At 70.8% G+C, this 19,001-nt stretch carries 15 protein-coding genes; 11 read left to right on the forward strand and 4 right to left on the reverse strand.

Annotation, left to right across the window (positions count from 1 at the left end; translation table 11 throughout):
• Positions 1 to 9: 9 nt before the first annotated feature.
• Both argF and QHF85_RS07010 read right to left on the reverse strand, forming a co-directional pair.
• Positions 10 to 972 (reverse strand): ornithine carbamoyltransferase, encoded by a 963-nt coding sequence (gene argF, locus QHF85_RS07005; RefSeq protein WP_281326286.1) that lies wholly within the window; start codon positions 970 to 972, stop codon positions 10 to 12.
• Positions 969 to 2,222: an aspartate aminotransferase family protein gene (locus QHF85_RS07010; RefSeq protein WP_281326287.1), complete on the reverse strand. Its 1,254-nt coding sequence runs from the start codon at positions 2,220 to 2,222 to the stop codon at positions 969 to 971. The genes argF and QHF85_RS07010 overlap by 4 nt, the downstream gene beginning before the upstream one ends.
• A gap of 128 nt (positions 2,223 to 2,350) precedes the next feature.
• Here QHF85_RS07010 and grpE point away from each other — a divergent pair, with 128 nt between their 5' ends.
• The 3 genes from grpE (at position 2,351) to QHF85_RS07025 (ending at position 8,889) form a co-directional block, all read left to right on the forward strand.
• Complete coding sequence (gene grpE / locus QHF85_RS07015; RefSeq protein WP_281326288.1) at positions 2,351 to 2,956, forward strand: nucleotide exchange factor GrpE; 606 nt, start codon at positions 2,351 to 2,353, stop codon at positions 2,954 to 2,956.
• A gap of 83 nt (positions 2,957 to 3,039) precedes the next feature.
• Positions 3,040 to 4,884 (forward strand): molecular chaperone DnaK, encoded by a 1,845-nt coding sequence (gene dnaK, locus QHF85_RS07020; RefSeq protein WP_281326289.1) that lies wholly within the window; start codon positions 3,040 to 3,042, stop codon positions 4,882 to 4,884.
• 87 nt (positions 4,885 to 4,971) lie between these two features.
• A complete protein-coding gene (locus QHF85_RS07025) occupies positions 4,972 to 8,889 on the forward strand; it encodes a serine/threonine-protein kinase (protein WP_281326290.1) in 3,918 nt (1,305 codons plus the stop codon).
• 18 nt (positions 8,890 to 8,907) lie between these two features.
• On the opposite strand, the gene QHF85_RS07030 is transcribed toward QHF85_RS07025, so the two are convergent.
• Entirely contained in the window at positions 8,908 to 10,521 is a 1,614-nt protein-coding gene (locus tag QHF85_RS07030; RefSeq protein WP_281326291.1) for a thioredoxin-like domain-containing protein, read from the reverse strand.
• 53 nt (positions 10,522 to 10,574) lie between these two features.
• The gene (dnaA, locus tag QHF85_RS07035) at positions 10,575 to 12,038 is read right to left on the reverse strand and encodes a chromosomal replication initiator protein DnaA (protein WP_281326292.1); all 1,464 of its coding nucleotides are present in this window, start codon (positions 12,036 to 12,038) and stop codon (positions 10,575 to 10,577) included.
• A gap of 807 nt (positions 12,039 to 12,845) precedes the next feature.
• On the opposite strand from dnaA, the gene QHF85_RS07040 reads away from it, so the two are divergent.
• From QHF85_RS07040 to atpH, 8 genes are all read left to right on the forward strand, one after another.
• A complete protein-coding gene (locus QHF85_RS07040) occupies positions 12,846 to 13,901 on the forward strand; it encodes a hypothetical protein (RefSeq protein ID WP_281326293.1) in 1,056 nt (351 codons plus the stop codon).
• 90 nt (positions 13,902 to 13,991) lie between these two features.
• Positions 13,992 to 14,594, forward strand: a complete 603-nt coding sequence (gene miaE / locus QHF85_RS07045) for a tRNA isopentenyl-2-thiomethyl-A-37 hydroxylase MiaE (RefSeq protein WP_281326294.1) — start codon at positions 13,992 to 13,994, stop codon at positions 14,592 to 14,594.
• Between the two features lie 4 nt (positions 14,595 to 14,598).
• The gene (locus QHF85_RS07050; protein ID WP_281326295.1) at positions 14,599 to 15,936 is read left to right on the forward strand and encodes a hypothetical protein; all 1,338 of its coding nucleotides are present in this window, start codon (positions 14,599 to 14,601) and stop codon (positions 15,934 to 15,936) included.
• A 44-nt stretch (positions 15,937 to 15,980) separates the two neighbouring features.
• Positions 15,981 to 16,262 carry a hypothetical protein gene (locus QHF85_RS07055; RefSeq protein ID WP_281315912.1) on the forward strand — a complete coding sequence of 94 codons (282 nt, stop codon included), beginning with the start codon at positions 15,981 to 15,983 and terminating at the stop codon, positions 16,260 to 16,262.
• A 5-nt stretch (positions 16,263 to 16,267) separates the two neighbouring features.
• Positions 16,268 to 16,660 carry a PIN domain-containing protein gene (locus tag QHF85_RS07060; protein WP_281326296.1) on the forward strand — a complete coding sequence of 131 codons (393 nt, stop codon included), beginning with the start codon at positions 16,268 to 16,270 and terminating at the stop codon, positions 16,658 to 16,660.
• Positions 16,661 to 17,025: 365 nt separating this feature from the next.
• Positions 17,026 to 17,499 (forward strand): ATP synthase F0 subunit B, encoded by a 474-nt coding sequence (locus tag QHF85_RS07065; RefSeq protein WP_281326297.1) that lies wholly within the window; start codon positions 17,026 to 17,028, stop codon positions 17,497 to 17,499.
• Entirely contained in the window at positions 17,496 to 18,461 is a 966-nt protein-coding gene (locus tag QHF85_RS07070; RefSeq protein ID WP_281326298.1) for a F0F1 ATP synthase subunit B, read from the forward strand. Before QHF85_RS07065 ends, QHF85_RS07070 begins: the two co-directional genes overlap by 4 nt.
• On the forward strand, positions 18,458 to 19,000 hold the full coding sequence (atpH, locus tag QHF85_RS07075; protein WP_281326299.1) for an ATP synthase F1 subunit delta: 543 nt from the start codon (positions 18,458 to 18,460) through the stop codon (positions 18,998 to 19,000). The genes QHF85_RS07070 and atpH overlap by 4 nt, the downstream gene beginning before the upstream one ends.
• Position 19,001 lies beyond the last annotated feature (1 nt).

Below are 19,001 nucleotides of genomic sequence, written 5' to 3' on the forward strand. Positions count from 1 at the left end.
CGTCGAGCCTCAGCCTGCCGCGCCGCCGCGGCCGACAGCGAAGGGCGGCGGGCCGAACCCGGGCCCTTGCGCGGCCCATTCGAGCAGCGCCTTGCTCGTGTGCAGCCGCGACTCGACGGCGTCCCACACGAAGCTGCGCGGGCCTTCGAGCACGTCGGCGTCGATCTCCTCGCCGCGATGCGCGGGCAGGCAGTGCAGCACCACGACCTCGGGCGAAGCGAGCGAGACGAGATCCTGCGTGATCCGGTAAGGCGCGAGCGCGCCGATGCGGTAGTCGCGCTCGGCTTCCTGCCCCATGCTGACCCATACGTCCGTGAGCAGGACGTCGGCGTCCTTCGCGGCCTCGCGCGCGTCGGTCGTCACCGTGATGCGACCGCCGCGGGCGCGCGCCTCGTCGACCTCGGGCAAGGGCGGGGCGAAGGCGGGCGGCGTGGCGAGGGTCATGTCGAGCTTGAGCAGGCCCGCGGCCTCGATCCACGAACGGGCGACGTTGCTCGCGTCGCCGACCCAGCAGATGCGCAGACCTTCGAGCCGGCCGCGCGCCTCGCGCGTCGTGTGCAGGTCGGCGAGGACCTGCATCGGGTGCGCGTCGTCGGTGAGCGCGTTCAGCACGGGTGCGCGGCAGGCGCGGGCCATGGCCTCGAAGCGCGCCGTGGTGCTCGTGCGGTACGTGACGGCGGAGACCATGCGGCCGAGCACGCGCGCGGTGTCCTCGGTGGGCTCGCCGCGGCTCATCTGCGTGGAGTCGGGCGTGACGATGATCGGATGGCCGCCGAGCTCGTAGGTCGCGACCTCGAGCGAGAGGCGCGTGCGGGTCGAGGGCTTGTCGAAGAGGAGGGCGACGGCGTGGCCCTCGAGCGGCTTCGGATGCTCCGCCTTGCCCCGCGCGCGAGCGAAAAAGGCCGAACGATCCAGCATGGCGACGATGCCGCCGTCGCCGAGGTCCGAGAGTCTCGTCAAGTCACGTTTCAAGGCTTCATCTCCGCGAGCGCACGGCCCGTGATGGCAAGGGCTTCATCGATTTCGGCCTCGCGCACGACGAGCGGAGGCGTGTAGCGAAGCGTGCTCGCGCCGGCGACCGTGAGGAGCAGTCCGTGGGCGCGGGCGCGGCCGAGGACGGCGCGCGTGTCGACGCCTTGCGCGAGCGTGAGGCCTTGCAAGAGGCCACGGCCGCGTTGTCCGGCGCAGAGCGTGGGGTGCTCCTTCGTGAGCGCCGCGAGGCCCTCGGCGAGGCGCTGGCCCTTGGTGACGGCGCCTTCGACGAGCTTCTCCTCGTCGAGGACGGCGAGCACGGTGCGTGCGGCGCGCGACGCGAGCGGGTTTCCGCCGAACGTCGAGCCGTGCGTGCCGGGCGAGAGCACGCCGTTCAGCCGCTCCTTGATGAGGAGCGCGCCGATCGGAAACCCACCGCCGAGGCCCTTGGCGAGCGCGATCGCGTCGGCCTCGACGCCGTCGTGCTGCGCGCCGAGGAAGGTGCCCGTGCGGCCGATGCCCGTCTGCACCTCGTCGAGGCAGAGGAGCGCGCCGTGCTCGTCGCAGAGGCTCCGAAGGGCGGCGAGGAAGCCTTTCGGCGGCGGGATCACGCCGCCCTCGCCTTGCACGGGCTCGACGAAGATCGCCGCGACGTCGGGGCCCATCGCGGCCTTCACCGCGTCGAGATCGCCGTACGGAACGTGCGTGACGCCGGCGAGCGGCGGGCCGAACCCTTCGCGGTATTTCGGCGTCCCGGTGAGCGCGACCGCGCCCATCGTGCGGCCGTGGAAGGCGTTGTCGAAGGCGATGATGCGGTAGCGATCGGGCTCGCCTTTCGTGAAGAACCAGCGGCGCGCGAGCTTGAGCATCGCCTCGTTCGCCTCGGCGCCCGAGTTGCAGAAGAAGGCGCGGTCCATGCCGCTCCTCTTGCAAAGCTCGTCGGCGAGGCGCGCGTTCTCGGCGTTGTAGAAGTAGTTCGAGACGTGCATCAGCCGCGCGGCCTGCTCGGCGATGGCGGCGACGAGGCGCGGGTGCGCGTGGCCGAGCGAGCAGACCGCGACGCCGGCGCAGAAGTCGAGGTAACGACGTCCCTCGGTGTCCCAGACCTCGGAGCCCTTGCCGCGCTCGAGGACGAACGGGGCCTGGCGGTAGTTGCCCACGAGCCTGCGCTCGGCGAGCGGGAGGAGGTCTTCGGGCTCGAGCAGCTCGGCGATGGGGCTCTCGGCTCCGTACGCGGGGGCGAGGGTCATGCGAGGCGATCTACGCTGGTCGCCCCGCCGGGGCAAATGCCACGCGCGCTCCTTGCGACGCGGCTCGGCCGCCAGGTGACCGGGGCCCGTTGCCAGTCGATCTTGGGAGGTTATAGTGGCCCGCACCCATGTCCGAAGCCGAGTCCACGACGAAGTCTGCCCAGGATCCGAACGGTCAAACCAGCGAAGCGACGAACGGCGAGCAGCCGTCGGCCGCGGCGGAGCCCTCGACTCCTCCGACGCCCACGGTCGAGCAGCGCCTCGCGGACGCCCTGGCCGAGACCGCCCGGACGCGTGAACAGCTCCTCCGCACCGCGGCCGATTTCGACAATTTCCGCAAGCGCTCGCGGCGCGAGGTCGACGACGCCCAGCGGCGGGGCCGCGAGACCACGGTGAAGGAGCTCTTGCCCGTCTTCGACAATTTCGAGCGCGCGCTCGTGCACGCCGAAGGCTCCTCCGAGACGAAGGCCGTGGCCGAGGGCCTGCGGATGGTGCTGAAGCAGTTCCTCGACACGCTGGAGAAGATGGGGATCCATCGCGTCGTCTCGGTCGGTCAGCCGTTCGATCCCGCGCAACACGAGGCCATCCAGCACCTCGAGTCGCCCGAGCACCCGGCCGGCGTGGTCCTGCACGAGGTGCAGCCCGGCTATCGCATCGGGGACTACCTCGTCCGTCCGGCGATGGTCGTCGTCTCGAAGGGCCCGCCCGGCGGCGGCGCGGCCGTCGCGAGCTGATCTCGCTCGGACGTCACGCAAAACCGGCGCGGAGGTCTACCGAGGCCCATCGTTCGCCGCGTCTTTGATATCCTCGCCCGCGCATGGGAAGGATCGTCGGCATCGACCTCGGGACCACCAACTCGTGCGTGGCCGTCGTCGACGTGGCGTCGGCGTCGTCGGCGAGCGACGTCAAGGTGATCCCGAACGCCGAGGGCGCGCGGACGACGCCCTCGGTCGTTGCGATCGTCGCGAGCGGCGAGCGGCTCGTCGGGCAGGTGGCCCGAAGGCAAGCCGTGACGAACCCGCAGAGCACGGTCTACGCGGTCAAACGCCTGATGGGGCGCAAGCACGACGTGCCCGACGTCGAGCGGGCCGCCACGCTCGTGCCGTACTCGATCGTGCGCGCGCCGAACGGCGACGCGTGGGTCGATCTGCGCGGCAAGGCGTACGCGCCGCCCGAGGTCAGCGCGATGATCCTCGCGCAGATGAAGGAGACCGCCGAGCGTTTCCTCGGCGAGCCGGTCACCGAGGCGGTGATCACGGTCCCGGCGTACTTCGACGACGCGCAGCGGCAAGCGACGAAGGACGCCGGCAAGATCGCCGGCCTCGAGGTGCGCCGCATCATCAACGAGCCCACGGCGGCGGCGCTCGCGTACGGGCTCGACAAGAAGGGCGCCTCCGAGACGATCGCGGTCTACGACCTCGGCGGCGGCACGTTCGACATCTCGATCCTCGAGATCAGCGGCGGCGTCTTCAACGTGAAGGCGACGGGCGGCGACACGCACCTCGGCGGCGAGGACTTCGACGGGCGCGTGATGGACATGCTCGTCGGCGAATTCCAGCTCGAATTCGGCGTGGATCTGCGCGCGGACCGGATGGCGATGCAGCGCTTGAAGGAGGCCGCGGAGAAGACGAAGCACGAGCTCAGCTCGTCTCTGGACACGCAGATCAACCTGCCCTTCATCGCCGTCGGCCCCGACGGCGCGCCGCTCCACCTCGAACGATCGATGCAGCGCAACGAGCTCGAGATGCTCACGCAGGACCTCGTCGAGCGCACGATCGAGGTCTCGCGCGACGTCCTCCGCGACGCGCAGCTCGCGCCGAGCGCGATCCAGACGGTGGTGCTCGTCGGAGGCATGACGCGGATGCCCGCGGTGCAGGCGGCCGTGAAGGAGCTCTTCGGCAAGGACCCGTGCAAGGGCGTGAACCCGGACGAGGTCGTGGCCGTGGGCGCGGCGCTCCAGGCGGCCGCGCTCTCGGGGCACGCGGACGAGATCCTCCTGCTCGACGTCACGCCGCTCTCGCTCGGCGTCGAGACGGGCGGCGGCGTCATGACCAAGCTCATCCCGCGCAACACCACGGTCCCCACCTCGCGCGGCGAGATCTTCACGACGAGCCTCGATCGGCAGACGTACGTGCCGATCCACGTCCTGCAGGGCGAGCGCGAAATGGCCGCCGACAACCAGAGCCTCGCGCGCTTCGAGCTCTCGGGCATCCCGCCCGCGCCGCGCGGCGTGCCGAAGATCCAGGTCGTCTTCCACATCGACGAGGATGGGATCGTGCACGTCGAGGCGACGGATCTCGGTACGAAGCGCGCGCAGAAGGTGCGCGTCACGCCGACGAGCGGACTCGCGCCGTCCGAGGTCGAGCGGCTGGTCGGCGAGGCCGAAAAATTCCGCGAGGAAGATACGAAGCGGCGGGATCGGGCCGAGCTCAAGAACCAGTCCGAGACCCTGCTCTACACGACCGAGCAGGCCCTCGAGGCGTACGCCGAGCTCGTCGACGAGGCGACGCTCTCCGGCGTGCGGGAGGGCTGCGTGATCCTGCGCAAGCTGCTCGACGAGGACGCGCCGAGCGGCGATCTGCGCGGCGCCTACGGCAAGCTCGAAGCCGCGGCCTACCGCCTCTCGGAGGCGATCTACGGCGGCAGCGCCGGCACCGCGTAGGGGCGGATTTCGGCTTGGTTTGGGGTCCCCCGATACGAGCGAGATGGTAGGATTCGTCCCCGCCGCGGGCATGCTCGGGGGGCGAACTTGGAGAGACAGTTCGGGCGTTACGTGCTCCTCGAGCGGCTCGGCGCCGGGGGGATGGCCGAAGTCTGGAAGGCGAAGAGCTTCGGCGCCTTGGGTTTCGAGAAGACGCTCGCGCTGAAGCGCATCCTGCCGGAGCTCGCGCGCGAGCCGGAGCTGCTCGAGATGTTCGTGCACGAGGCGAAGCTCTCGGTGCGGCTCTCGCACGCGAACATCGTGCAGGTCTTCGATCTCGGCCGCGTCGAGCAGGAGGGCGATCCGCCGGGCTACTACATCGCGATGGAGTACGTCGCGGGGCTCGATCTCGCGACGCTGCTCGCGCGGTTTCGCCGGACGAAGACACGGCCGCCGTTCGGCATGGCGGTGTTCGTCGCGGCCGAGGTGGCGAAGGCGCTCGACCACGCGCACAGGCGGCGCGACGAGCAAGGCAAGGCGCTCGGCATCGTGCACCGCGACGTCTCGCCGCAGAACATCCTCGTGTCGTGGGAAGGCGAGGTGAAGGTCACGGACTTCGGCATCGCGAAGGCCAAGGGCTTCATGCGCGAGGACGAGCAGGCGGGAGGCTCTGTCCTGCGCGTGCGCGGAAAACTCTCGTACATGAGCCCGGAGCAATCGCTCGCGCAGCCGCTCGACGGGCGGAGTGATCTGTTCTCGCTCGGCACGGTGCTCTACGAGCTCGTCGCGGGGACGAACCCGTTCGCCGGCGCGGGCGAAGCCGAGACGCTGCGTCGCGTGCGCGCGGCCGAGGCGCCGCCGCTCGAGATCGCTCGGCCGGACGTGCCACGCGAGCTCGCGGCGATCGTGCGGCGCTTGCTCACGCGGCGGCCCGAGGAGCGCGTGGCCGACGCGGGCCGGCTGCACGAGCTGCTCCTCGGGTACTTTTACGCGACGGGGGATCGTTTCGGTTCAAACGACCTCGCGGAGCTCGTCGCGCCGTTTCAGGACGACGCGAGGAAGGGGCCCGAGATCGAGGCGGGCTCGGTGCTCGGAGATATCCAAGGCGCGGAGCAGGAGCGGACGCCCGTCGAGGTGCCGACGACGTCGGCGTCGCTGAAGGTCGCGACGGAAACCGTGGCGACCGCGAATTTTTCGGAGCCCGTGGGCGAGCGGCGCGAAGGGACGGTGCTCGTCGTGACGGGGACGTGCCGCGTCCCGGCGATGCCGTTCGACGTGGAGGGCGCGCGCGAGGTGATCACGCGGTACGGCGGGGTGATCCTGGAGCAGGAGCCCTCGCAGGTCGTGGCGCTCTTCGGGCTCGAAGACGCGGACGGTCGCGACACGGAGGCGGCCGTGCGCGCGGCGCTGGTGATCATTCGTGCTCAAAAGGGTCGCGGCGCGTCGGCGGGCGTGCACGTGGGGCGCGTGCTCGTGGACGCGCGTGGCGTGCCGATCGTCGACGCGCGGCTCGGGACGCTGGTCACGCAGGCGCAGGCGCTCGCGCGAGCGGTCGCGGAGCAGGTCGCGGTGTCGCACCCGGCGGCGCGGATCGTGCGCGCGGCGTTCGGCTTCGACGAGCTGCCGGACGGAGGAGGATCGGTGCCGGAAGGCGGTCGCGTGATCACCTCGGCGCGTCCGCCGATCGCGGCGAGCGGCAAGTTCGTCGGGCGACAGGAGGAGCTGCGCCGCATCGGCGAGATCCTCGCGGCTGCGACGCGCAAGCGCGCGCAGGTGATCTCGATCCTGGGCGAGAAGGGCATCGGCAAGACGCGGCTCTGCGCGGAGATCGAGCGGCGGCTCGGGCGCGGCAACTGGTCGGTGGGGTTTTACGCGGCGAGCTGTCCGCCGAGCGGCGCGGAGCTGCCGTGGAGCGGGCTGCAGGCGATGCTGCAGGTGCTCTGCGGCGTGCAGGAGGGCGACGGCGAGCAGGCGATCCTCGCGACCTTGCCGCGGCTCCGCGCGCTCGGCCTGCAAGAGGAGGAGTCGTCGGCGGTGCTGCGTCAGCTCGGCGCGCGGCTCGGCGATCGGCCCTCGCGCCCCGTCGGCGGGATGGGGACGGCGCTGCGCGCGGCGTTCACGCGCATGGTGCACAAGCTCTGCGAGGACCGGATCCACTGCTTCGCGTGGGACGACGCGCAGGCGATGGACGCGGCGACGGCGGAGGCGATCGCGAGCGTCGCGAGCCGGAACGAGGGCGCAGCGTCGAACATCCGCGCGGTGTTCATGCTCGCGACGCGCACGGCGCCGCCGAGCGTGCTCTTGCCGCTCGCGCGTCATCACGTGGTCGCGCTCGGTCCGCTCGGCGGCGAGGAGAGCGAGCGGCTCGTGGCGGAGCGGATCGGCGTGCGCGCGGCGCCCCGCGAGCTCACCGCGTTCTGCCGCGAGCGTGCCGCGGGGCACCCGCTCTTCATCGAGGAGCTCTTGAAGGAGCTCGTGGACGCGCGCGCCGTGGAGGTCGAGGACGGCCGCGTTCGCCTGCGGCTCGACGGCGCGAGGGCCGTGCCGCGAGCGCTGCGCGCGCTCATGGAGGCGCGCGTCAGCCGCCTGCCGCAGCGCGAGCGTGGGGCGCTGAACGCCGCGGCGATCCTCGGCGATCCCGTGCACACGCAGGTGCTCGCGGCGCTGCTCGGCGAGAGTTTCTCCGTCGTCGATCGAGGGATCGGCGAGCTCGTCGCGCGCGGCTTCTTGCGCGCGGCCGGCCCCGCGGAGGTGAGCTTCCCGTCGCCGATGCACGGCGAGATCGTCCTCGACACGATCCCGCACGAGGCGCGCCGTGATCTGCACGGCAAGGCGGCCGAGGCGTACCGCGCCGTCTTCGGCGACGAGGTCGCGGAGGCGCACGGCGAGCACGTGGGCAACCACCTCTACCACGCGGGCGATCGCGACCGCGCCGCCACGTTTTACGCGCGCGCGGCCTCGCGTCGCGTGCGCCTTTACCAGCTCGAGCCCGGCATCCGCCTCTTGCTCCGCGCGATCGACCTCGCCGACCTCGACCGGCGCCCCGCGACCGAGATCGCGAGCTGGCTGCGTGAGCTCTGCGCCGCGATCCTGCCCGTGCGCGCGGCGCCTTCGCTGGAGGATCTCTCCGCGCGGGCGCTCCGTCGCATCGACGCCGCAGGCACGCTCGAGCAGCGCGTCGCGGCACGCGTCGACGTTGCGCGGGCGCTCGGGGCCGTGAACCGGTTCGATCGGGCGTACGCCGAGATCGACCTCGCGTTCAAGCTCGCCGCGCAGGACGAGGAGCTCCAGCGTCGCGCGCTCGTCGCCGAGATCGATCTCGGCGCGCGGAGCGGTGACTTCGCCCGCGCGGCGCGCGCCGCCGATCGGCTCGAAGCGATGGGGCCGGCCGAGGATCCGCGCACGCTGCTCGCCATCGCCCACGTGCGCGCCGCGACCGGCGTCGCTGCGGCGGCGCTGCTCGCGATCGATCGCGCCGAGGCGAAGAGCCCGGCCGGCGACCTCACGCTCGCGAGCGAGCGCGAGAAGGAGCGCGTGCTCGTGTACGCCTTCATGCGCGATTTTCGCGCCGCGTCGGAGGCCTCGGCGCGCGCGGTCGAGCTCGCTCGTGCTGCGGGGCTACGCGCCGAGGTCGCGACGTCCTTGCACAACCTCGGCGACACGACGCGGCGCCTCGGCGACTTTCCGCGCGCCTACGCCACGCTCACGGAGTCGCTGCAGATCGCCGAGGAGGCGGGCTACGAGCGCCTCGCGTCGCTCAACCGTGTCCACCTCGCGTACCTCGATGGACAGAGCGGCAAGCCGGGCGCCGAGGTGCGGATCCGCGAGCTCGTGAAGTACGCCGAGGCGCGCGGCTACCACGCCGATGCGCTCGAAGGCCGCTCGCTCCTGGCCTCGCTCCTCGCCGAGCGTGGCGCGCGGGACGAGGCGAGGCTCGAGCTCGAGCTCGTGCTCCGGATGGCTGACGCCTACGGCAACGGCTTCATCGCCGACGACACGCGCGAGGCGCTCGCGAAGCTCGGCTAGCTCGATCGCCTCGCCCGTTCACGGCCCCTTCGGAGGCGTGAGGCCGGTGAACGCGACGGGCGCGGCCTCGCCGCTGCCGGTGATCGCGCGCCGCACGACGCGGCTCTTGTTCGTATCGGCGATGACGAGGTCTTTGCCCGAGATCGTGATCCCGGCCGGCTCGGCGAGGCCCGCGAGGACCGTGCGTGTCGTGCCCTTCGCCGGGTCCACGCGCTTGACCTTGCCGTTGTACGAGTCGGCGACCCAGAGCGCGCCTTGCCCGTACGTCATGCCGATCGGGTGCTGCAGCCGCGCCTTCGCGGCCTCGCCGTCGACGTCGCCGAACACGAAGAGATCGACGCCGATCACGGTGCGCACCGTGGCCGTCGCGAACTCGATCGCGCGGACGCTCGACGTCTCGCTGTCGAGCACGAAGAGGCTCTTCTCGTCGGTGGCGAGCGCGCTCGGCTGGGCGAACGCGGCGTCCTGGGCCGGCCCGTCCTCGCGCGCCTCGCGCCCGCTGCCCGCGTAGAGGCGCACCGTGCCCATCTTCGGATCGAACACCGCGATCTGATGCGAGCCGGCGAGCGCGACGTAAATCGATCCTTTGTGGTGCAACAGATCCCAGGGCGAGCGCAGCGGGGCCGTTCGAGCGGTGTGCTCCTCCCTTCCGAGCGGCTCCGTCCCGATCTCGCCGGTGCCCGCGACCGTGATGACCTCCCGCGTCTTCCGGTCGATCTTGCGGATCAGGTGGTTGCCCGTGTCGGCGACGTAGAGATCGGAGCCGACCTCCGTGAGCCCCTGCGGCCGCTGGAACGTCGCGCTCTCCGCGGCCCCGTCCTTCGCGCCCGCCTCGCCCGTGCCGAACACGGCCTCCACCGCGCCTGCGGCGTTCGTCAGCACGACGCGGTGGTGCCCCGTGTCGGCGATGGCGAGGCCGCCGCTCTGCAGCGCGAGCACCTTGCCTGGATATCGCAAGACGCCCGCGGGCCCGCGATCGGGGCGCAGCCCTTCGATCGGCGCCTTCGCGAGCACGTTCGCGGCCCGCCCTTCGGCGAGCGCCTCCGCGACCGCGTCGCTGAGCTCGGCCGGATCCGGCTCGCCAGATCCGACCCACGCGAGCCTGCCTTCCGCGTCGATCAACGCGACCGTGGGCCACGCGCGCACGCCCCACGCGTCCCAGATCGTCATGTTCGCGTCGACGGCGACGGGGTGGACGATCTCGAGATCACGCAGCGTATCGCGCAGGCGCGCCGCGTTTTTCTCCTCGTCGAACTTGGGCGAGTGCACGCCCACGACGAGCACCCGATCCTTCGCGAATCGACGCTCGATCGCGGCCAGCGTGGGCAGCGTCTGCAGGCAGTTGATGCAGCAGCTCGTCCAGAAATCGACCACCACCACGTGACCACGCAGCGCGTCGCGGCGTAGCGGCCGATCCACGTTGAGCCACGCCGTCGCGCCGTTCCATTCGGGGATCGAAGGCCTGTCGCCCGGCGGCAAGAGCAACCTCTTCCTGGGCGTGCTCGCCTCCTTCGGAGCCGCGTCGAGCACGGGCAGCTCGATCTTCGCAGCGGGCTTTGCAGCGGGCGTGGGGGCAGGGGAGGCGCACGCGCTCGTGGCGACGAGCAGCGCAAGGGGCGGGATCCAGCGCATGGCCCCAGTCTACGCGCGGGGGGCCTTCGGGGATGCCGCGTCGCGCCGGGCGCTCAGGAATCGCCGGCGAGCTTGCGCTCCAGGGCTTCGAGGTGGGCGCGGACCTGCGGGTCGGTGTCGCGCTGGGCCTCGATCTTCCGGACGGCGCTCATGACGGTCGTATGGTCGCGGTTGCCGAAGGCGCGGCCGATCTCGGGGAACGAGACCTTGAGCCGCTGCTTGCACAGGTACATCGCCACGTGCCGCGCGAAGGCGATGCTCTTGTGGCGATCTTTGGAGGTCAAATCGATAGAGCGGAGGTGGAAATGGTGGCAAACCGCGCGCTGGATGTCCTCCACGCTCATGATCGACGCGCGGGGTGTCGCGGCCGTGATCTCGGCGCGGGCGAAGGCGAGATCCACCGGGCGGCCGGTGAGCGAGGACTTGGCGGCGAGGCGGATCAGCGTGCCTTCGAGCTCGCGGACGTTCGAGCGGATCACCTGCGCGAGGTAGAGCGCGACGTCGTCGGGCAGGACGATGCCCTCGAGCGCGGCCTTGTTGCGGACGATCGCGACGCGCGTCTCGAGCTCGGGCGCCTGGATGTCGGCGACGAGGCCCCACGAGAAGCGCGAGACGAGCCGCTCCTCCATGCGCTCGAGGTTCTGCGGGTACTTGTCGCTCGTCACCACGATCTGCCGATCGAGGCCGTGGAGCGCGTTGAACGTGTGAAAAAACTCTTCCTGCGTCTGCTCGCGGCCGGCGAGGAACTGGATGTCGTCGACGAGCAAGAGGTCGCAGTGGACGCGGTACTTCGCGCGGAAGTCGTCCATGCGGTGGTGCTGGATCGCCGTGATGAAGTCGTTCGTGAAGCGCTCGGCGGAGACGTAGATGATGCGGGCGCCGGGGCGCTCGTCGAGGACGCGGTGCGCGATCGCGTGGACGAGGTGGGTCTTGCCGAGGCCGGTGCCGCCGCAGATGAAGAGCGGGTTGTATCGCCTGCCGCCGCCGCCCGCGGCCGCGATCGCAGCGGCGTGGGCGAGCTGGTTCGAGGGGCCGACGACGAACGTCGCGAAGGTGTGCTTCGGGTTCAGATCATCGGGCAGCGCAGGCCTGCGCTGCGGGGCGGGCGCGGGCGCGGGCGCCGGGGCGCGAGGCTCGGCAGCGACGGGCGCGCTCGGGGACGACGCGGGCGCGCCCGGCGGATTCGTCGAGGGGCGCACGACGAGGGAGCGAGGGCGCACGGGCGGCATTTGAGGGACGTTCGCGATGGGAGCCTCGAGGTGCTGGTCGATGGTCCAGGCGACCTGGACGCTCCAGCCGGTGAGCTCACGGATCTTGTCGGTGATCGTGGGCAAAAAGTTCGTCTTGACCCACTCGAGGACGAACTCGTTCTGCACGCGGAGCGAGAGGACCCCGTCCGTGAGGTCGTCGAACTGCACGCCGCCGAACCACTGATCGAACGTCGCAGGGGAAAGCCCGCGCGTATGCTCGATCGCCCGTTCGAAAATCGCTCGCGATTCGTCTCTCGAAGTGGTCATTCCTGCCCAGAAATCGCTGCGAATACAATGCCGCGGCGATCCTTCTGCAGGATCGCCCCCAGGTTTTCCACAACCCGCATCAGCGATGCGTCTCGCTATCGTGCGGAATCGATACGGGAAGTTCGTGTCCCGTGATGAAATCCCCGCGTCGTCCACAAGATATCCACAGGATGCCGAGGGGAACGCATGCTGTGGGCACGAAGAGCACGATCAGGGGCCGGCGGCCCAGCGACACCTCGGGGCTCGCCCGGCTTGGGGATGGGGGTCGTCCCTCGTGGGTGACCCGCCCATTTCCAGGGGGGCTGTTCGAGCTTCGCGCAATGGTTCATCACGGAACGCGAAAACGACAATACAGGATCAAGCCTCCCCTGCGTAAGCCCTTGGGAGGTTTCCTTCACGATCGTCAGGAAAAATCCGATGCCCGACGGGCCCCGCCAAGGGGGCCGCGACGACGACGAACCGGAGGTAGCACCGGCGACGGGCGGGCGTCCATCCCCAACGCAAACAAAGGCCGCAAGCCGCTGATTTTACCGCAGTTTTTCCGTGTTTGGCGATCCGACGCGTAGCGCCGTTCGCGCTCTCTCGGGCGTCACGTTGCGGCGAGGGCCGAAACCACCGCGTCCGGACGAAGCGCGTCACCCGGACGCCCGAGAGAGCCGGGCATTGGCAGACGCGTCCGTCCGTCAAGAGGGAAGATTGTCCATGATTTCCGATGTTTGCCCGCGACGGCCGTGACCGGTTCCGACGCCTCTCGGCGCGTGGCCCGAGAAGTTGCCCTGGACCTCGACATGTGGCTAAGGCCCCCCCATGCGTCCGGTAACGAGAAGTGGCACCGCCGCGGTCCTGTCCGCGCTCGTGGTCGGATCGTGGGCTTCGAGCGCGTCTGCGCAGGAAACCGCCCTCGCCCCGCAGCTCGCCTACTCCTACGGGGAGAACGAGACGGCGCGGAGCCTCGCCATGGCCGGCGCGACGCGCGCGGTCGGCAACGGCACGACCGCGATCTTCTCGAACCCGGCGAACATGGCGCTCACGCGCCTCTATCACATCGAGGCGATCGGGCAGTTCACGCCCGAGGTGACACGCGCCATCGGCGGCGGTGCCATCGTCGACTCGATCACGTCGTCGTCCCGCATCGCCGGCGGCCTCGCGCTCCACGGCGGCATCATCGATCCCGATGGCCTCGATCGCGGCTTCATCGACGCGCGCGCGGCCGCCGCCTACCCCGTCGGTGAACGCGTCTTCCTCGGGATCGGCGGTCGCTACCTGCGCATGATCCAGGACGGCTTCGGCCCGCTCGATGACGCCACGGCGTCGCGTTACAGCGCCGTGTCAGGAGGCCTCGTCGACGCGGCAGGCAAGCGCATGCCGTCGGTCGACACGCTGACCTTCGACGCGGGGGCCACGATCAAGATCACCCAGACGGTGCACCTCGGCATCGCGGGGCAGAACCTCACGCACCCGGGTCACGGCCTCCTCCCCACCACGATCGGCGCCGCGCTCGGCTACGGTTCGAAGGACATCACGATCGAGGTCGACGGCGTCGCCGATCTCGACTCGTGGAACAAGGCGACGGCGCGCCTCATGGCAGGCGGCGAGTACCTCGCGGCCGACCATTACCCGATCCGCCTCGGCTACCGCTTCGATCAAGGCGCGGGCGTCCATCAGATCTCCGGCGGCTTCGGCTACATCGGTCAGGAGATCGCCGCCGAGGTCTCCGTCCGCCGGACGCTCTCGACCACGATCAACAGCACGATGATCGGCATCGGGCTGACGTATCACCTCGAGTCGAGCGGCCTCACGCGCACGCGGGTGAGCGGCGAAGGGGCGAGCAGCGAAGCGGCGGGCGGCGAAGGGGAGAAGTGACCCGAAGCGCCCCGTCGCGCGGGCGCATCTCGGACGGAAGGCCCCCGCCGCGTCTTGCGCCCGGAGACGTCGTGCCGTAGTTCGGGCCTCGTGCTCTGCCTGACCCGACCGACCGATCCCGGCTGGGCGACCCTGGCCCTCGCGGACCTCGCCACCCTGCTCAGGGATCACGCGCATTGCGAGATGAAGGCGGCGTCGAACGCGCTCTCGCTCGCGGCGCGCTGGCCCGAGCGGACGGAGGTGGCGCGCGCGCTCGTCGAGCTCGCCGAAGAGGAGCTGCGTCATTTCCGGGGCGTGCTCGACGAGCTCTCCCGGCGAGGCCTCACGCTCGGCAAGCCCGAGGTCGACGTCTACGCGGCCGAGCTGCGCAAGGCGATCGGCGTCGGTCGCAAGGGCGCGCCGGAGGATCCGCTCGTCGATCGGCTGCTCGTCGGCGCCGTGATCGAGGCGCGCTCGTGCGAGCGGTTTCGCCTCCTCTGCGACGCCTTGCGGTCACGCGGCGACGAGCCCGAGCTGCTCGCGTTTTACGAGGAGCTCTTCGCTTGCGAGGCGCGGCACTACCGCACGTTCGTCGACCTCGCGACGAGCGTGAAGGCGGATCCCGCCGCCGTGCGCGTGCGCCTCGAAGAGATCGCGCGGGCCGAGGGGAGGCTCGTCGAGGTGCTCGGCAAAGAGCCCACCGTGCACGGGTGACACCATGGATCTACCTCCGCACGAGATCGATCGTCTGATCGCACGCGCCACGGACGAGCTCCGCCAGAAGGAGCGCGCCTTCCGCGTCGAGGGACCCGCGCTGCGCGGCAACATGCTCGAAGCCTTCCGCGCGGTGAGCACACGCTCGATGTGGATCGAGCTCGGCGAGCGCGGCGCGAAGGATCCGATCCTCGCGGCCGCGCGCGCCCACGTCGCAGCACTCACGATCACGCGCGTCACCTGGGCCGAGCGCGTGCGCCTCGCCGAGGCGTGGCACGCGCCCACGATCGAGATCGAAGGTCCCGTGCCCGAGCGCGTGAGCCCGCGCGTGACACTCGAACGCCTGCTCGACGAGACCGCGCCCGCGCGCCGCCACGTCCTCGCCGATGCGCTCACGCGCGGCGCGGGCGATCTCTCCGACGCGGCGCTCATCCACGAAGAGCGCCGCGCCCAGGCATTCCGCCGCCTCGGGATCGAGGACGTCGACGCTCTCGAGATCCCTGTGCAGCCCGCGGCCTCGCTCGCGCGGATCGCCGAGCGCCTGCTCGACGTGACGGCCGAGCTCATGCCGAAGCGCGCGCCGCGCTGGGACGACGCGCTCGCCGCGACGCTCGCGCGTGACGCCGGCGAGGGCTGGCCTGCGCGCCTCTCACCGCGCTGGTTCCAGGGGCTCTTCGGCAAGACCGGCCTGCTCGACGGACTCGCGATCCCGCCGTTCGTGCTGCCCCGCCTGCTCGGCGCCGCCTCCTTCGCTCGCGCGCTCGCGGCCTTCGGCGCCGCCTTCGCCGAGGCCGACGTCCCGCGCGCGGCGCCCTTCGTGCTCGCTCGCCCACCGTTCGATCTCCGCCGCGCGCGCAGGGCCGCGCTCTTCGGCGCGTTGCCTGCCGACCCGACGTTCGGCGTGCGCTTGCTCGGCCTCGGCCGTTCACGCGCGCGGACGCAAGCACGAGACGTCGCCCGCGCGCTCCTCCTCTCGCTTCGCCTCGACGCTGCCCGCGTCCTCCTTCGAGGCGTCGTCACCTTGCCGCATCGCGCCCGACGTGAGCGCTTCGAGGAGCTCACCGATCGCGCCCTCGGCGTCTCCCTCCCCGGCGTCTTCACGTTCGTCCTCCCCGCCTCCGATCCGCAGGATCCGACGCGCCTCGCGGGCGCGCTCCTCGCCCTCTCGGATCGACGCGCGCTCATCGAGCGCTTCGACGAGGACTGGTTCCAGAACCCGCGCGCCGCGATCGCCTTGCGTGAGGAGCATGCCCTCCGTCCGCGGGATCCGACGAGCCCCGAGGCTGCGATCGAGGCGGGCCTCGGCGAGCTCTCACGCTCGCTCGCCGAGCTCCTCGGCTGATGCGCGCTCGTGACTCTGGCCGCCCGATCCGGTAGGTATCTGCCGTGGTGCAGAAGTACGGGATCCCCATCGCCGACCTGCCGGGTCATTGCCTCGATGCCGTCGATGCGGCTGAACGCGTCCGCGCGCGCACGCTCGTCACGCGCGAGGGGCATCCGATCGCGGCCATCGTCCCGATGAGCGACCTCGACAAGATCGACCCGCCCGATCCTGCGGTCGACGGCGTCGACCCGCTGCTCTCCTTGTGCGGCACGTGTCGCCACGACGAGTTCGTCGACTCGCTCCTCACCGACATCTCGCAGACTGGGCTCTGGCGTCGGGGTTAGCGCGCGTGGGTTACCTCTTCGATACGGCCACGCTGGCCGAGGTCCTCCGCACGGTCCCTTCGCGGCTGCTCGTCAAACGCCTCGCCGGCGTGCCCACGTCGGAGCGCTGGACGACGTCGATCACGGTCAGCCAGATCCTGATCGCCGCGCGCCGCACGAAGCACCCGAAGCTCATGCAGGACGTCATCCGCCTCGTTGCTGCGGTGAAGGTCGCGCCGTTCGACACGCTCGCGGCGCAGTCCTTCGCCAAGCTCCGCACGACCGTGGCGCCGGACGTCGACACCGACGACGTCATGATCGCGGCCATCGCCGTCACGCACGACTTCACGCTCGTGACCCGCAGGCCCGCCGCGTTCCGCATCTATCCGCACCTGCGCGTCGAGGACTGGACGCTCTAGCGCGCAGCGGCGCGCGATCGGACGGGTTCGTCCACGCGGCCCCTTGCGTTCGTGGGTGTTCCGTCGGGGCCGACCTCGGACCCGACGCACTTTTTTCGGGAAACGGCGCGCTCGGACCCCGCTCCATTGCCCCCTTTTTGCCGCGGTCTGGTGGGCCTGCGTCCGGCGAGCAAAAGGGCCCTTCCCGTTCCCTTCGCCACGTGCTAGTTGCCCCCGCGCCCATCGAGAGGGTGTCTTTTGGCCTCTCGCGCGGCCCGTGACGTTCGGAGGCTCTCTCCTCGGGATCAACCGAGGGCCGTGATCGCTGGCCTCCCCGCCTCCCGAGCCGATCGAGACATCGAGCCCTCCGGAGACCGCCGGATCCCGTGAACCACCTCGCCTCAGCCAAGCTCTTCGCCTCGGCGATCAACGTCGATTTCGATCCGACGTTCATCGCCCAGTTCATCCTCTTCACGACGTTCGTCGTCGTGCTGCGGCCCTTGCTTTTCGACCCGCTGCTCCGCGTATTCGAGGAGCGCGAGAAGCGCACCGAGGGCGCGAAGCACGAGGCCCGCTCCATGGACGAGAAGGCCGGCGAGCTGCTCACGAAGTACGAGGCCGAGCTCGACAAGATCCGGCGCGAGGCGAACCTCGAGCGCGAGAAGATGCGCCGCGAGGCCAAGGAGCTCGAGACCAAGATCATGAACGAGGCGCGCGACGAGGCGGCGCGGATCCTCGAGACGGGCAAGGCGCGGATCGCCGCGGAGGTCGGGCAGATGAGGAAGGAGCTCAAAGACGCGCAACCGGCGCTCGCCGCCGAGATCGCGTCGCGGGTCCTCGGTCGGGAGGTCGGTCGATGATGTCGCGGAGGCTTGCGAAGGTCTTCTTCCCGCTCGCCGTGGGACTCGCGGGCGCTTCGGCGTTCGCGCAGACGAACCCGAACCAGGGGCTGCCCGCGGGGCATCCGCCGCTCGACGTCCCGCCGGGCCAGGCGCGTCCGGCGCCGGGTCAGGCGCGTCCGATGCCGGGTGGCATGCCGCAGCAGGGGATGCCGGGGCGTCCTGGGTTTCCGCCGGGCATGCAGCGGCAGCCGCAGCGCGCGCCCGCGCCGGCGCACGTCGAGGCGGAAGCGCATGGCGGCGGGCACGGCGGGCATTGCCCCGGCCACGGCCCGGACGACGCCCCGCACTTCGACCAGATCAACTGGTGGCACGGCATGATCGCCGTGAACAACGAGAAGGCCGTCCAGCCGGGCTTCGCGAACAAGCTCCTCTGGCGGTACGAGAACCACGCGGATCCCTGCGATCCGAAGAACGAGCCGCCGCCGTTCCTCGCGTCGCTCCTGAACATCGGCTTGCTCGGGTTCCTCGTCTACCGCTTCGGCAAGAAGCCGATCGGCGAGGCGCTCGTGAAGCGCAAGCAGTCGATCATGTCGGAGATCGACCTCGCCGCGAACCTGAAGGCCCAGGCGCAGAAGCGGCTCGAGGAGTACGAGGCCAAGTTCGAGCAGATGGCCGAGACGCTCGACGCGATCAAGGCCGAGTACGCGGCGCAGGCCGAGCTCGAGAAGAAGCACATCCTCGCCGAGGCCGAGGAGCGCCGGGCGCGCATGCGCCGCGACGCCGAGTTCCGCATCGAGCAGGAGCTCCGCACGGCGCGGATCGAGCTCATGCGCGAGGCGGTGCAGGGCGCGACGGTGGGGGCCGAGGACATCATCCGCACCCGCACGGCGCAGGCCGATCTCGATCGGATGAGCGAGGACTACTTGACCTCGGTGCGTGAGGCGCTCGCTTCGAGCGGGCCGACGGGAGGAGCGCGATGAGCAGCGAGACGATCGCCAGGCGGTATGCGCGCGCGGTCTTCGAGCTCGGCAAGGAGCTCAAGAATCTGGCTGTCATCGCGCGCGATCTCGCGGATTTTTCGACGAGCTTCGAGAAGTCGGACGAGCTCCGGATGGTGCTTCAGAGCCCGCTCATCGCGGAGGATCAACGCGAGGCGCTCCTCAAGGAGGTCGGCCAGCGCATGAGCCTCTCGGAGACGGCGCTCTCGACGTTGCGCCTGCTCGCCAAGCGAAGGCGCCTCTCCGCGCTGCCGGTCATGGTCCGCCAGCTCGAGAAGCTCGTGGACGAGGACGCGGGCACGCTCCGCGCGACGGTCACGAGCGCTGGGCCGCTCGGCGAGACCTACCTTGCGAAGCTCCGCGCCGAGCTCGAGAAATCGACCGGCCGCAAGGTCGTCATCACGCACGCGCAGGATCCCTCGCTCATCGCAGGCATCGTCACCCGCATCGGCGACCAGGTGATCGACGGGAGCGTCAAGGCCCGCCTCGAGAGCTTCCGCGAGTCGCTGCTCCGCACCTAGT

Origin of the sequence: Polyangium sp. 6x1 (assembly GCF_029946515.1) — a bacterium.
Taxonomy (GTDB): domain Bacteria; phylum Myxococcota_A; class Polyangia; order Polyangiales; family Polyangiaceae; genus Polyangium.